This is a genomic window from Algoriphagus sp. NBT04N3, assembly GCF_019443765.1.
GTDB lineage: Bacteria > Bacteroidota > Bacteroidia > Cytophagales > Cyclobacteriaceae > Algoriphagus > Algoriphagus ornithinivorans.
The window spans coordinates 3,675,675-3,689,527 of the sequence record NZ_CP048415.1; the positions used below are offsets into that span (position 1 = coordinate 3,675,675).

The window sequence follows — 13,853 nt, forward strand, 5'->3', positions numbered from 1 at the left end:
AAACCTCTTTCGAAATCTTATTTAAAATTGGGTAATTATTCGGGTATTTAACCCATTACTGTTCAAATTCTTGTCGGAGAATTCTGAATATTTCGTCGATTGTTTCTTCCTCCAGTTCAGTTCTTCTCAACAAATCTTCTTTGTTCAGAGCCAAAACACTCTTGGCTGTATCCAAACCGGTTTTCTTCAACTCATCGATGATCCAAGCTTCGATTTCATCATCGAATTCTGCTAGGTCTACATCTTCCTCCTCATTTTCGTTCAATTCACGGAACACATCAATTTCGTAACCTACCAAACGGCTGGCCAACTTGATGTTATATCCTCCTTTACCAATTGCCAAGGACACTTGGTCTGGCTTCAAGAAAACTGAAATTCTCTTAGTCTCTTCATTGACAGTCAATGATGAAACTTTGGCTGGGCTCAATGCTCTAGATACATACAAGTCCAAGTTGTCTGTGAAATTGATCACATCGATATTTTCGTTCTGAAGTTCACGCACTACTGCGTGGATTCTGGAACCTTTCATACCAACACATGCTCCAACTGGGTCAATTCTATCATCATAGGATTCAACCGCAACTTTCGCTCTTTCTCCTGGTTCTCTCACGATTTTTACAATGGTGATCAAGCCATCATAGACTTCAGGAACTTCGTTCTCGAAAAGTCTTTCCAAGAAAACCGGAGATGTTCTGGAAAGGATAATTTTTGGATTTCCGTTCATCATATCCACTTTGTGGACAATTGCCTTCACGGTATCTCCTTTTCTAAATCTATCCTTCGGGATTTGTTCTCCTTTAGGTAATATCAATTCATTTCCTTCACCGTCCATCAAGAGGACTTCTCGACCTAAGATTTGGTATACTTCAGCAGAAACGATTTCTCCAACCTGCTCTTCGTATTTATTAAAAAGGATATCTTTCTCCAAATCTTTGATTCTTTGGATTAAAGTCTGACGAGCCATTTGTACCGCTCTTCTTCCAAACTCTTCCAATTCAATTTTTTCATATACCTCTTCACCGATCTCAAAATCAGGTTCGATTTTGCGGGCATCTGTTAAGCTGATTTTATCAAAATCCCAGATATCCTCAGAGTTATCGTCAACTATTTCCCTAATACGGAAAATCTCCAAGTCTCCCTTGTCCGCATTGATTGTCACATCGAAGTTCTCATCAGTTTCGAACTTCTTGCGAATCATGGCTCTGAAAACATCTTCCAGAATACGGATCATGGTTGGTCGATCCACATTTTTAGATCTCGCAAATTCAGCGAAGGATTCTATTAAGACTTTGGCATCCATTTTATTTATTTAAAAGATACTTGTACAACTGATTTTTTTATGTCTTCATAGGAGAGGCTCACTTCCTCTTCCTGGGCTTTTTTTCCTTTTTCTTTTTTGCTCACCAACATGGTGATGTTGGCATCGTCAGCTTCTTTGAGTTTCCCTTTTACTTCCTGTCCTGACACCAATAAAACTTTCAGTGTTCTACCGACATTTTTTATATATTGCCTCTTGCCGGTCAAGGGGAAATCCACTCCAGGTGAAGAAACTTCTATTCTATATGCATCCTCTATCAAATTCTGCGATTCAATTTCATCAGAAACCGCCCGGCTCACCTTGGCACAAGTCTCAATAGTTACCCCCTGATCTGCATCAATGAGTATATTGAGGGTACTTTGATTCCCCTTCTGCCCCAAACTTAAGTCCACAAGAAAGTGGCTTTCATCTGGAAGATGCTTCTCAACGATTTGTGCTAATGTTCCTTTTAAATCCGACATAGTATGCATAATGAAAGAGGGGACATGGTGTCCCCTCCAGAAACTTTCGAATACGGCACAAAGGTAAAATAATTTTATTCGAAAAACAATTAGCACTAAAAATCAAGCGAATGAATTAAATGTAATGGAGTCTTTTCCAAAAAGGATTGATTGCTAAAAGATTAATTAACTTGCCTTAAAGAGATTTCTTTAAATTTAAATTCAAAAAATATCGGGAATCACTGCATTTTATGGGATGAACATAATAATTTTGCCGACCCTCGTTTAATATGCATCGATTCATGTTATATTAAACCATAAACCTCAATTTCAAAAAGCCAAGCATACAAAATGGGATTATTTGATTTTTTCTCAAGCGATATAGCCATTGACCTAGGTACTGCAAATACCCTGATCATACACAAGGACAAAATCGTGGTCGACGAACCGTCTATCATCGCAATCGACAAAACCAACAACCGGGTACTCGCTGTTGGTCGCGAAGCCATGAACATGCATGAGAAAACCCATGAAAATATTAAGACAATCCGTCCATTAAAAGACGGAGTAATTGCTGATTTCTACGCTGCAGAGCAGATGATCCGAGGATTGATCAAAATGATTCCCGGCCAGAAAAAGGGAATGTTTCCGCAGTCTCACCGCATGGTGATCTGTATTCCTTCCGGAATTACTGAAGTTGAAAAAAGGGCCGTTCGTGACTCAGCCGAGCATGCTGGTGCAAAGGAAGTCTATATGATTTTTGAGCCGATTGCAGCTGCAATTGGTATTGGTATTGATATCGAAAAGCCTATGGGCTCCATGATTGTAGATATCGGAGGTGGAACTACAGAAATCGCTTTGATTGCTTTATCGGGAATTGTAGCTGATCAATCTATTCGAGTGGCGGGTGATACTTTCACCAAAGACATCCTGGATTATATGAGACGGCAGCACAATTTATTGATCGGTGAGAGATCTGCTGAGAAGGTTAAAATTGCCATCGGATCTGCATTGACCGAGTTGGACGATGCCCCAGAAGATTACGAAATCAGAGGTAGAGACTTGATGACCGGAATTCCGAAAGTGATAAAGGTATCCTACTCAGAGATTGCTTTTGCTTTGGACAAATCTGTTTCAAAAATCGAAGAGGCCGTTCTCAAAGCTTTGGAAATTGCACCACCGGAACTATCCGCTGATATTTATGATAACGGTATTCACCTGACAGGTGGTGGAGCACTTTTAAAAGGTTTGGATAAGCGATTACATCAGAAAACCAAACTTCCAATTCACATTGCAGAAGACCCACTCAGAGCTGTTGTAAGAGGTACGGGCACTGCATTGAAAAATGTACAGAATTTCAGAACCGTATTGATGACCTAAACCCTGAATGCTACGCATCCTCCAATTCCTTTATAGTCTCAGGTCTTTTCTTCTTTTTGTTTTGCTGGAAGTAGTGGCAGTCTGGATGATTGTCTCTAACAATTCCCCTCAGGGTGCAGCTTTCTTTAATTCATCAACAGCTCTGACAGGTTCAGTCTTAAAAACCCAGTCCGATGTTGTGGATTTTTTTACTTTGGCTGAAGCAAATAAGGAACTGACAGAACAGAATGCAGCTTTGCTGGAAAAGCTGACTCGGATTAATCCTCCTGCGGACAGCGTTACTTTTGAACTTGACTCTGCCTTTGAAGCAAGCTTTAAGTTTAAAAGTGCCAGAGTAATTAGTCAAACCCTCCGTTTTGCCCAAAATCACATCACCATTAATAAAGGTGAAAAGGATGGCATCAAGCCCGGAATGGGAATCTTCAATCAGGATGGTGTCGTGGGAAGAGTCAAAACTGTTTCTAAAAACTATTCCGTTGGGATTTCCTTATTGAATACCGGCTTATTGATATCCTCCAAAATCAAGTCTAATGACGTTTTTGGTTCGGTGAATTGGGACGGCAAAAATCCGGACGAGGCAAAATTGCTCTATGTACCTAGACACGTAAAGGCAAGTGTAGGAGATACAATTATTACTTCTGGTTTCAATTCCATCTTTCCTAGCGGAATACAAATTGGAACCATCAAAGAGATTAACCCTGGAAAAGAGCAAAACTATCTGGATATCTTGATTGCACTGAGTGCTGACTTTAGCAGAATCAATTATGTGTATCTGGTAGAAAATACTCAGATTGGGGAATTAGACTCCTTATATCAACAAGCAGAGATCCGCAATGAATATTAGAACCTTCATTTCCTTTTTCCTGATGGGACTGATATTAGTCGCCGTGCAGATTTTCCTGCTTAAAAACCTGGCACTGTTTGGAGTAGCTCTATGCTTTCTGTACCTGTTGATTATCCTTTCCCTTCCGGTTTCCATCGGCCATATTCCTTTAATTCTGTTAAGTTTTGGAATTGGTTTGTTTATTGACATGTTCTATGATACAATGGGTATACATGCAGCTTCAGCTACATTCATAGGATTTATCAGGCCGTATTGGCTGAAAGTAATCAGCCCCACGGGAGGCTATGATGACAGTAATGAACCAACTCTCAAAGAAATGGGTATGGGTTGGTATTTTACCTATGCTGTACCTATGATTTTTTTCTTCTCATTGATCTTTTTCTCAATCGATCAATGGGGAACAGGAGGGTTTTTTGGAGTATTGAACAAAAGCTTCTTTTCCTCGACTTTAACTTTCCTTTTGGCTATACTTGTACAGTTGCTTTTCTTTAAAAAAAGGAGGGGTATTTAATGAATGATCAGAGGCCTGTAGTTATTCTTATCTTCATTTTCCTGATTGGTGCAGTTTTATTGACAAAACTGTTCATGATACAGGTGGTGGATGACAGCTTTATGAAAAAGGCTGAACGGAATGCTATTCAGCGTGTCGTAGATCATCCCTATAGAGGTTTGATTTACGATAGAAATGGGAAATTATTGGTTTACAATAACCCCATTTTCGACTTGATGGTCGTTCCCAAAGAATTTCAAGTTAAAGATACAACCCGATTTTTAGAGCTCTTTGGAATTACAAAGGAGCATTTAATCGAATCGTACAATGCAGCTAGGAAATATTCATGGGTGAAACCCTCTCCTATGATCAAGCAAATTTCCACTACAGATTTTGCCAAGATTCAGGACTTTTTGATCGATTATCCAGGATTGTTCATCATGACTCGATCGGTCAGGTCTTATCCAGAACCTATCGCTGCACATGCTTTGGGATATATTGGAGAAATCAGTGCCGGGCAACTCGAGCGTGATACCTTAAAATATTACTCTCAAGGAGATTATGTAGGCTTAAGTGGAATTGAACGCTATTATGAAAAAGAGCTCCGTGGCGTCAAAGGGGTGAAATACAAAATGGTCAATGTACGGGGGATCGATAAAGGACCATTCAAAGACGGTGAATACGATACCGCTTCAGTAGCAGGAATCAATCTGACTTCAACCATTGATCGGGAGCTTCAAATGTATGGAGAAATGCTCATGCAGGGCAAAACAGGCTCTGTGGTTGCGATTGAACCAAAGACTGGAGAAATTCTGGCAATGATCTCTGCTCCATTTTATGATCCTAATCAATTGACCGGATCAGATTTTGGAAAAACTTACACAAGACTCAATCGATTAGAGACAAAGCCATTATTCAATCGCCCTATTATGGCGATGTATCCTCCGGGCTCAATTTTCAAAATCGTACAAAGTTTAATCGGATTGCAGGATGGAATCCTAGTTCCTGAAACAACCTTTGCTTGCAATAGATCTCTCGTTGCTTGTCACAATCACCCATCGCCTGTGAATTTATTCGGAGCGATTCGAAACTCCTGTAATCCTTATTATCATCAGGCATTTCGGAAAATCATCAATAGAGAGATTTCCAGCAACACCTTCAAAGACACCGAAATCGGCTTGAATGATTGGAGAGAAAAGGTAATGAAATTTGGACTTGGCTCGCCTCTAGGAGTAGATATGGTTGGTGAGAAAGGTGGAGATGTACCTTCCAGCAAACTTTACAATAGAGTCTATGGAGAAGGAAGGTGGAAATACTCTACCATTTATTCTTTATCTATTGGACAGGGAGAATTACAGGTAACTCCTTTACAGATGGCCAATTTAGCTGCGATTTTTGCAAACAAGGGATACTATTATACTCCTCACTTGATCAAAGCAGTAGACGGGGATCCATCTAAGATACCTGCCCAATATAGATACAAAAATGAAGTGGGAGTTGATGCCAGACATTTTGATCTGATTCAAAATGCAATGGCAGAGGCGCTTTATGGAACAGCCAATAGAGCTGTGATCAAAGATTTGGTCATTGCCGGAAAAACAGGAACTGCTCAAAATCCACATGGTGAGGACCACTCAGTTTTCGTGGCTTTTGCACCCAAGGATGATCCTAAAATTGCCATCGCGGTATATGTGGAAAATGCTGGCTGGGGAGGTAGAGCGGCCGCGAGTACTGCTTCCTTGATGATAGAAAAATATATCAAAGGAGAAATTACCAGACCTGCGCTGCAGGAATATGTCTTGGCAGGAAATTTTATTTATTAAATGAGAGAGTCTGATATCCATATCAACCGAGTCGATTGGGTGACCGTATTACTATACTTTGCTTTAGTAATGATCGGTTGGTTCAATATTTATGCGGCGGTGTATGATGGACAGGCTGAAAAAAGCATTTTCGATTTTTCGATTAATTCCGGAATGCAGTTGGTATGGATTTTCACTGCAATCGTCCTGATTACAGTAATTATGGTCGCAGACCATAGGTTATTTGAAAATCTATCCATCATCATTTACCTCATATTCATAGGGATTCTGATAGTCACTCCATTTTTTGGGAAAGAAGTGAATGGCCAAACTCTGTCCATAGGGTTTGGATCATTTAGAATTCAACCCGGGGAATTTGCAAAATTTGCTACTGCACTTGCTCTGGCAAAAATCATGGAGCGACCCACTTTTGATCTCTCTAAGACTAAAAATCAGCTAGTAGCATTCGGAGTGCTTATGCTACCTGTACTTTTAATCCTTTTACAACCGGATACAGGTACTGCGATGGTTTACTTTTCCTTTCTAATCATGTTTTACAGAGAGGGACTTCCACAGCGATACTATATTTTAGGTCTAGGTTTTATTGCTTTAAGTCTTCTTTCTCTGGGAATAAAAGAGAACATTTATATAGTCTTCGGAATTACCGCCCTCGTAATCTTTTTGATTTTATTGGGCAAAAAATCCTGGCAGAGAATAGTCGCTTTTTCCTTGATTGGCCTTGGAGCAATTGCATATAGCTACAGTATAGACTTCGTTGTGTCCAAGCTTCCGGAGCACCAGCAAAACCGAATAATGGTTTTATTCAATCCTGATTTGGATCCATTGGGTGTAGGTTGGAATGTAACTCAGTCCAAAATTGCTATTGGATCCGGTGGACTATGGGGTAAAGGGTATTTGCAGGGTACGCAGACCAAATTTGACTTCGTTCCTGAACAACATACTGACTTTATCTTCTGTACTCTGGGAGAAGAGTTTGGATGGATTGGAAGCTTAGTGGTGATTTTACTCTTTCTTGCCCTACTCTACCGCTTGGTAGTCATGGCAGAGCGCCAAAAAACAAGATTCTCAAGAATCTACGGGTACTCAGTAATCTCTATCTTGCTATTCCACTTTATGATCAATATAGCTATGACAATCGGGCTTTTCCCAGTAGTTGGAATCCCATTACCTTTCTTTAGCTATGGTGGTTCTTCTCTTTGGTCTTTTACTGTATTGCTGTTTATTTTTATCAAGCTTGATTCTTCCAGAGCTCAGCAGCTAGGAAGAATCAATTGATCAATTTTTAATCCAGAAACCTTCTGTACACTAGCTGGAGAAACTCCTGAACTTCTTCGCTGGAGCCTTCCCAACCCAATTCACTGACATAACGCTGATTAATCAATTCAATCGCCTGATCGAAGGAATTGCAGTTGTCGATAGATTTCAAGGCATGGCTCAAGAGGTCAGCATTTCCATCAAACAATTCCTTGGTAAACATAAAGCGCTGATTGATTGCCAATCCTTCAGACAATTCACCGATCACTCCTTTCATCCCTCTGTAAGTTTCCGCTGAGAATCTATGCTTCAATTCTGATGCACTGATAGAAGAGGAAGCCCTAGATGGCGCTGGTCTTTCCATGGTGACAACCGCTTTAGGTTCTTCTTTGATCTCAATTTTGACTGGAGTCTCAGGAGACGGAGTGGTATCTTTCTCTACTTCATCAAAAAATGAACTCTCTTCTTTGTTTGACACCTCTTGCTCGGGTTCTTTTTCCAAACTAGCTGGTGTGTCATTTTGTATCAGATAGGCGTCGAGGTCAAAAGCCTTAACATCACCCAGAGTCGCAATCAATAAATTAACTGATTCCAAATTTTCAGAAATCACCTGATAATTTGCTGCAATTGCTCTTTTGTAAGCAGACTCGTCATGTCCGAATCCAGCTTTATCAATCAAAAAAGAAATTACCTGAGCATTCCACTTGTAATACTTCTTATTCTCTTTTAAGTATTCATTGATTTTGCCAGAAGGGGCTTTGTCTATTTCTTTTTGATAAAAAGATACAGGATCTGTAGCAACCTGAACTGACTGCATTAAAGCATGCTTCACCAGTGGCTGAAGATGACCCTTTTCCACTTTGATTCTTCTGGAAAGCACATTCATAAACTGAGTCAAAGCTTCATGAACACTGATATCTCTGTAATCAAAATAGGGATTGCTCTTGAGCTTATTTAATTCTTCCTGCCAAAGCTCAAATAGCCTTTTGATCACGAAAAAGTTAACCTGAATGGAGCTGGTTAACTGGATGATATCCTGACCTGTGATAAACTGTTTTCCCGAATAATACCGCTCACAAACTATTGTGGCGTACTCTTCGGCATATTTTTCTAAATAATTGCTGTTAATTTGAACTGTCATTGAGGATAGCGTTTACAAAAGTCAACGAAGAAATGCCCAGAATAGTCATAGAAAACCTATTTAATCGTAAAATTAATTCCGAGGCAAGTGATCGTAAAGTTATTGAATTAATTCATGAAAATAATATTGACTGGATGCATGCCTGTGGGAAAAAAGGGAGATGCACCAGTTGTAAAATGATAGTCTTGTCCGGAATGGAAAATCTCAACGATCCGAATGAACGAGAACTTTTTTATCGAAAACAAAACCGATTAAGAGCCAACGAACGATTATCTTGCCAGTCCATTTTAGAAAAAGGTGAGCTGCGAATAAAAGTAGCTGAAATCAATAAGTTTCCTCAAGTAGAATATAGCGAGTAGGCATGTTCATAGAACCTTCCATAGGCAGAAAAAACAACCCTGAGAAAAAAGGTCAGATTGAAGTAATTTGTGGGTCCATGTTTTCAGGAAAAACTGAAGAGTTGATCCGACGATTAAACAGAGCAAAAATAGCAAGACAAAAAGTTGAGATTTTTAAGCCTAGTATTGATAAACGATATCATGAGGAGGATGTGGTTTCTCATAATGAAAATAGCATACGTTCCACTCCGGTAAATTTCGCAGAAGACATATTATTACTCAGTGGCAATTGTGATGTGGTAGGGATAGATGAGGTTCAATTTTTTGATGATCAGATTGTCAGTGTTGCACAAAAATTAGCCAATCAGGGAAAAAGAGTGATTCTAGCAGGATTGGATATGGATTTTGAAGGCTTGCCCTTTGAGCCTATGCCCAAATTGATGGCAGTTGCAGAATTTGTCACAAAGGTTCATGCTATCTGCATGAAATGTGGCGACTTGGCAGCTTTTTCATTGCGTCTTTCAGATGCCAGGCAAAAGGTAATGTTAGGCGAAAAAGACAGTTACGAGGCCAGATGCAGAAAGTGCTTTTTTGAGGATAAAAAATAAAAAGCAAAATGCTGAAGAAGACAGAGGGAGTTGTATTGAGTGCCATTCGCTACAAGGAAAGCAGCATCATTGTCAAAATCTTCAGCCGTGAATTAGGTCTTAAATCCTATATTATTAATGGAGTAAGAACCCAGGGAACCAAATCAAAAGCAGCCTTATATCAACCCATGACCCTTTTGGATTTGGTTGTATATGAAAAAGAAGGAGCTGGTTTGCAAAGAATATCAGAGGCGAAAATAGATTATGCCTATCAGCTAATCCCTTTTGACTTCGTGCGTTCCGGCATTTTGATGTTTATGGCGGAGGTTTGTTCCAAGACTCTCTATGAAAACTATCAAAACGAGTGGCTCTTCGACTTTTTAAAAAGTAGCCTGAAACAGCTGGACCAAAAAAATATTGATATCAAGCACTTCCCCTTAGTTTTTTTAATTCAAGAAGCCAACTATCTGGGTTTCGGTCCGGAAATAGCCTCAGATTATTTGGAAGAAAGCAGAACCCTTCCATTCAGTCCAGAAGAATTACCCTTAGTCCATGAATATTTGGAAAAGTTGATTGAGGAAGGTTTTCTATGCGATTTTAAGGCAGGAATTCAGATCAGGAGAAAATTATTGGACTATTTGCTCAATTTTTTTAGCGAGCAACTCGATAACTCAAGTCCCTGGAAATCAATGGCTATTCTTAGGCAACTTATGGCTTGATCAAAAAGACCTTATTTATTTCTTCTTGTATTGCCAAAAATTTGCGTATTAAAATTGGAAGGCTTAATATTGTGCTATCACCGTGAATGAGCAAGTCAGCCCACTTTGACTTGAGTTTTTCCTGCAGACCTTTTTTGCTCAGAAAATCATCCACGATTCCATATTCGCATTTTACCACAAATTATTTATTTCATACTCTCTTTATGTACAACATAGAAGAACTCAGAATCAGGCTTTTATCTGAACTGAAGGAGATCGCTGAAGAGTTAGGTGTTAAAAACCACAAATCACTCAAAAAAGACGAATTAGTCTACGCCATTTTGGATCAACAAGCAATCACCCCAGAGCAAGCCCTCCCTAAGAAAAAGCCCTCCCTCGCAGAAGCTCAAGAGCCTGCAGCTTCCCAACCAGAAGAAAAAAAGTCTGGAAAGCCTGAAAGCAAAGAGGAACCTGAATTCAAGCCTAAGTTTAGAAGACAGAACGTAACAGAAATTCAGGCAGAAGAAGACTCAAAAAAGGAAGAAAAAGCTGAAAAGCCAAAACACAATCCAGAGCCAAGGCCGAAAAAGGAAGCAGAGCCTGCAAAAGCTGAAAAGAAAGAAACTCAGGATAAGGCTGTTGAGGAAAAAGAAAACAAGACTTTTCGTCCGAGAAGAAAGGTTTTTGAAGAAGTAAATGTCTCCGAAGACACGGAAACTGAGGAAAAACCGAAGGCGCAGGAGCAAAAACAGCGAGAACCAAGGCCTGAACAGGAAGTGGAACTTCCAAAAAGAAAAAACTTCAAGTCTCAGGATGAAGTAATGGCACCTGCGGCAGAAACCAGTCCTCAAGGCTCTAGAAAAAAGACCTTTGTCAATCCGCGTGAATTTGATGGAGTTATTGAAAATGAGGGGGTTTTGGAAATGATGCAGGAAGGATATGGTTTCCTTCGCTCTTTAGATTATAATTACTTGGCGTCTCCAGATGATATCTATGTATCTCCAAGTCAAATCAAACTTTTTGGCCTGAAGACCGGAGATCATATCAAAGGATCCATCAGACCTCCCAAAGAAGGAGAGAAATATTTTGCTTTACTTAAAATAGGAACTGTTAACGGTAAAACCACGGATGAAATCCGAGACAGAGTTCCATTCGAATATCTTACCCCATTATTCCCAGAGGAAAGATTAAATCTATCCACCAAATCTGACGGCTATTCCACCAGAATTTTGGATTTGTTTGCTCCTATTGGAAAAGGACAAAGAGGGATGATTGTAGCTCAACCTAAAACTGGTAAGACGGTTTTATTACAGCAAATAGCCAACGCTATCACACAAAACCATCCTGAAGTTCACCTGATGATCTTATTGATTGACGAGCGTCCTGAAGAGGTAACTGATATGGCTAGGTCTGTGCGTGCTGAAGTGATTTCCTCCACATTTGATGAGACCGCAGACAGGCACGTGAAAGTATCCAATATCGTTTTGGAAAAAGCCAAGAGAATGGTGGAAGTTGGACACGATGTAGTAATTCTATTGGATTCAATCACCAGATTAGCCAGAGCACACAATACAGTTGTTCCAAGTTCAGGAAAGATCCTTTCCGGTGGTGTGGATGCGAATGCATTGCACAAACCAAAGAGATTCTTTGGTGCTGCAAGAAATGTTGAGAACGGAGGTTCTTTAACTATCATTGCGACCGCTCTTGTGGAGACAGGTTCTAAGATGGATGAGGTAATATTTGAGGAATTCAAAGGTACCGGTAATATGGAGTTGGCCTTGGATCGTAAGCTTGCCAATCGAAGAATTTATCCGGCTATTGATGTACTTAGCTCAGGTACGAGACGAGAGGACTTATTGATGGATAGAGAAGAAATGCAAAGAGTTTGGATTTTGAGAAAACTGATGAGCGATATGACCTCTCAGGAGTCAATGGAATTCTTGCTTCAGCGTATGAAAGGTACCCGTGACAATGCTGAGTTTTTGATCAGTATGAATGGCTAATCTTTCCATAAAAAAGATTAAAATTCCAAAATCTGGAAAAATTTGAAACCATCCCTTATTGATTGAGGGATGGTTTTTTATTTTTTGACATACAATATTATTATGTCTATCCTTATTTTTTTGATGTTGAATATCAATTTTTTGCTTTTTATCAAATTGAGAAAACAATTTTGGCAGTTTTTTTGTCCTAATCACACCACACCCTAACTCTTGACACTTTGAAAGGTAATTATTGCGTTATTATTTGGTTAATAATGGCTTTAGCGGGAATTATGCCCTCTAATTCTTTTGGACAATGCACAGATTGTTCAAATTCAAGAACCTATAATGGAACAAACACTACCGTAACTACCAATCGAACAACTGGGAGCAATGTTAATTGGACGGGTACGGGCAATTTTTCACAAGGCCAAGTTGCAAGATTCGCAAGATCTAATACATCATTTCTTTGGAGAGAAAATGATTTTAATCTAAGTGGAATTGTGCTTAGAAACGGAGCTGATCTTAGTTTGGATAGACCAAACCAAGGTAGTGGTCCTGGATTTACTGTAACTAATGGATGTATAGTAGTTGGGTCTGGGTCAATCCTCAATTTTATATACATAACAGAACTTCAAAATGTGACAATATGTGTTGAAGAGGGTGGTGAAGTAAGGTTTGATTCTAGAAGCACTCAAAGAAATACATTTTCACTCGACCAAGTAATTATAAATTTACAGGGGCCTAATGCAACTCTTGAATTTGGGGATGCAACGATTGACATAGGCTCAGGCGGATTGGTCATAAATGGTTGGACCGGAAATGAAATAGATTTATGTGAAAATTCTAACCCTCCTATCCCAGGAAGTTCAGGAAACATCTCTTGGACTAATGAAATTCAACTAATAGAGCTTTGTCAAGTATTAAACGGGCGAATCTTACCCATTGATTTAGCCTATTTTACAGCTGAAAAAAATATTGACTCAAGAATTTCTATGCTCCGCTGGGCAACTTTGAAAGAATGGGAAAACTCTCACTTTGAAATAGAAAGATCATTTAATTCCATACAAGAATGGGCATCTATAGGAAGTGTTTCAGGCCAAGGATACTCGGATGGAGAAGTAGAGTATGAGTTTGCCGACTGGAGTCTCCCAGTTTCTGCAGGAAATATTTACTATAGAATTAAGCAGGTTGATTTTGATGGAACCTTCAGTTATAGCCCCGTAAAGGCTGTACAAATAGATGCAATTCCTGGAAAAAACCCTTGGGTTTTGTATCCTAATCCTTCTCTCCTACAGGAAGAGGTTAAAATCGAATGGAGAGAGCCTCAAGATTGGAAGGAGGAACAAGTCATCTTAAGGATCAGTAACTCCAAAGGATTTGGGACCTCATTATTTTTAAAAAATATCTCAGAAGTTCAGGAGGTAGTTAAAAGCTATTTTAACGATCAGCCGGCAGGGCTTTATTTTATTGATTTAAGCTGGGCTGATAGAAATCAGCAGTTTAAGGTATTAAGGAAATAATTTTTTTTTTTAAGAAAACTGTTCTCTGAACCTTA

Annotated in this window: 13 protein-coding genes; 10 read left to right on the forward strand and 3 right to left on the reverse strand. The window is 39.4% G+C overall.

All coding sequences use genetic code 11. The features are described 5' to 3' along the window. Positions 1-55 precede the first annotated feature (55 nt). Both nusA and rimP read right to left on the reverse strand, forming a co-directional pair. Complete coding sequence (gene nusA / locus GYM62_RS16095; protein ID WP_219957154.1) at positions 56-1,300, reverse strand: transcription termination factor NusA; 1,245 nt, start codon at positions 1,298-1,300, stop codon at positions 56-58. A 5-nt stretch (positions 1,301-1,305) separates the two neighbouring features. Next, the gene (rimP, locus tag GYM62_RS16100) at positions 1,306-1,779 is read right to left on the reverse strand and encodes a ribosome maturation factor RimP (protein WP_219957155.1); all 474 of its coding nucleotides are present in this window, start codon (positions 1,777-1,779) and stop codon (positions 1,306-1,308) included. Positions 1,780-2,109: 330 nt separating this feature from the next. Here rimP and GYM62_RS16105 point away from each other — a divergent pair, with 330 nt between their 5' ends. Genes GYM62_RS16105 through rodA form a run of 5 tightly spaced genes read left to right on the forward strand, consistent with a single transcriptional unit; the run spans position 2,110 to position 7,570 of the window. Further along, positions 2,110-3,138, forward strand: a complete 1,029-nt coding sequence (locus GYM62_RS16105; protein WP_091652077.1) for a rod shape-determining protein — start codon at positions 2,110-2,112, stop codon at positions 3,136-3,138. A gap of 7 nt (positions 3,139-3,145) precedes the next feature. Then, positions 3,146-3,982 carry a rod shape-determining protein MreC gene (mreC, locus tag GYM62_RS16110; RefSeq protein ID WP_219957156.1) on the forward strand — a complete coding sequence of 279 codons (837 nt, stop codon included), beginning with the start codon at positions 3,146-3,148 and terminating at the stop codon, positions 3,980-3,982. Further along, on the forward strand, positions 3,972-4,493 hold the full coding sequence (locus GYM62_RS16115) for a rod shape-determining protein MreD (RefSeq protein ID WP_144604500.1): 522 nt from the start codon (positions 3,972-3,974) through the stop codon (positions 4,491-4,493). Before mreC ends, GYM62_RS16115 begins: the two co-directional genes overlap by 11 nt. Further along, entirely contained in the window at positions 4,493-6,295 is a 1,803-nt protein-coding gene (locus GYM62_RS16120; RefSeq protein WP_219957157.1) for a penicillin-binding protein 2, read from the forward strand. The genes GYM62_RS16115 and GYM62_RS16120 overlap by 1 nt, the downstream gene beginning before the upstream one ends. Next, the gene (gene rodA, locus GYM62_RS16125) at positions 6,296-7,570 is read left to right on the forward strand and encodes a rod shape-determining protein RodA (RefSeq protein WP_219957158.1); all 1,275 of its coding nucleotides are present in this window, start codon (positions 6,296-6,298) and stop codon (positions 7,568-7,570) included. 7 nt (positions 7,571-7,577) lie between these two features. Here the strand turns inward: rodA and GYM62_RS16130 are convergent, their stop codons facing one another. Beyond that, the gene (locus tag GYM62_RS16130) at positions 7,578-8,690 is read right to left on the reverse strand and encodes a hypothetical protein (RefSeq protein ID WP_219957159.1); all 1,113 of its coding nucleotides are present in this window, start codon (positions 8,688-8,690) and stop codon (positions 7,578-7,580) included. Between the two features lie 32 nt (positions 8,691-8,722). Here GYM62_RS16130 and GYM62_RS16135 point away from each other — a divergent pair, with 32 nt between their 5' ends. The 5 genes from GYM62_RS16135 to GYM62_RS16155 all read left to right on the forward strand — a co-directional run bounded on the left by GYM62_RS16135 (position 8,723) and on the right by GYM62_RS16155 (position 13,818). Beyond that, positions 8,723-9,049, forward strand: coding sequence for a 2Fe-2S iron-sulfur cluster-binding protein (locus tag GYM62_RS16135; RefSeq protein WP_219957160.1), 327 nt, complete (start codon positions 8,723-8,725; stop codon positions 9,047-9,049). A gap of 2 nt (positions 9,050-9,051) precedes the next feature. Next, the gene (locus GYM62_RS16140; protein ID WP_091652060.1) at positions 9,052-9,636 is read left to right on the forward strand and encodes a thymidine kinase; all 585 of its coding nucleotides are present in this window, start codon (positions 9,052-9,054) and stop codon (positions 9,634-9,636) included. Between the two features lie 8 nt (positions 9,637-9,644). Then, on the forward strand, positions 9,645-10,334 hold the full coding sequence (recO, locus tag GYM62_RS16145) for a DNA repair protein RecO (RefSeq protein WP_219957161.1): 690 nt from the start codon (positions 9,645-9,647) through the stop codon (positions 10,332-10,334). 203 nt (positions 10,335-10,537) lie between these two features. Further along, positions 10,538-12,316 (forward strand): transcription termination factor Rho, encoded by a 1,779-nt coding sequence (gene rho, locus GYM62_RS16150; RefSeq protein ID WP_219957162.1) that lies wholly within the window; start codon positions 10,538-10,540, stop codon positions 12,314-12,316. A 254-nt stretch (positions 12,317-12,570) separates the two neighbouring features. Beyond that, on the forward strand, positions 12,571-13,818 hold the full coding sequence (locus GYM62_RS16155; RefSeq protein WP_219957163.1) for a hypothetical protein: 1,248 nt from the start codon (positions 12,571-12,573) through the stop codon (positions 13,816-13,818). The last annotated feature ends 35 nt before the right edge of the window (positions 13,819-13,853 follow it).

Bases quoted from the DNA above. Each gene is read 5' to 3' on its own strand.
- GYM62_RS16120 (WP_219957157.1), top strand. From the start codon at position 4,493: ATGAATGATCAGAGGCCTGTAGTTATTCTTATCTTCATTTTCCTGATT.
- mreC (WP_219957156.1), top strand. From the start codon at position 3,146: ATGCTACGCATCCTCCAATTCCTTTATAGTCTCAGGTCTTTTCTTCTT.
- GYM62_RS16105 (WP_091652077.1), top strand. From the start codon at position 2,110: ATGGGATTATTTGATTTTTTCTCAAGCGATATAGCCATTGACCTAGGT.
- nusA (WP_219957154.1), bottom strand. From the start codon at position 1,300: ATGGATGCCAAAGTCTTAATAGAATCCTTCGCTGAATTTGCGAGATCT.
- rho (WP_219957162.1), top strand. From the start codon at position 10,538: ATGTACAACATAGAAGAACTCAGAATCAGGCTTTTATCTGAACTGAAG.
- rodA (WP_219957158.1), top strand. From the start codon at position 6,296: ATGAGAGAGTCTGATATCCATATCAACCGAGTCGATTGGGTGACCGTA.
- GYM62_RS16115 (WP_144604500.1), top strand. From the start codon at position 3,972: ATGAATATTAGAACCTTCATTTCCTTTTTCCTGATGGGACTGATATTA.
- GYM62_RS16130 (WP_219957159.1), bottom strand. From the start codon at position 8,690: ATGACAGTTCAAATTAACAGCAATTATTTAGAAAAATATGCCGAAGAG.
- GYM62_RS16140 (WP_091652060.1), top strand. From the start codon at position 9,052: ATGTTCATAGAACCTTCCATAGGCAGAAAAAACAACCCTGAGAAAAAA.
- rimP (WP_219957155.1), bottom strand. From the start codon at position 1,779: ATGTCGGATTTAAAAGGAACATTAGCACAAATCGTTGAGAAGCATCTT.
- GYM62_RS16135 (WP_219957160.1), top strand. From the start codon at position 8,723: ATGCCCAGAATAGTCATAGAAAACCTATTTAATCGTAAAATTAATTCC.
- recO (WP_219957161.1), top strand. From the start codon at position 9,645: ATGCTGAAGAAGACAGAGGGAGTTGTATTGAGTGCCATTCGCTACAAG.
- GYM62_RS16155 (WP_219957163.1), top strand. From the start codon at position 12,571: ATGGCTTTAGCGGGAATTATGCCCTCTAATTCTTTTGGACAATGCACA.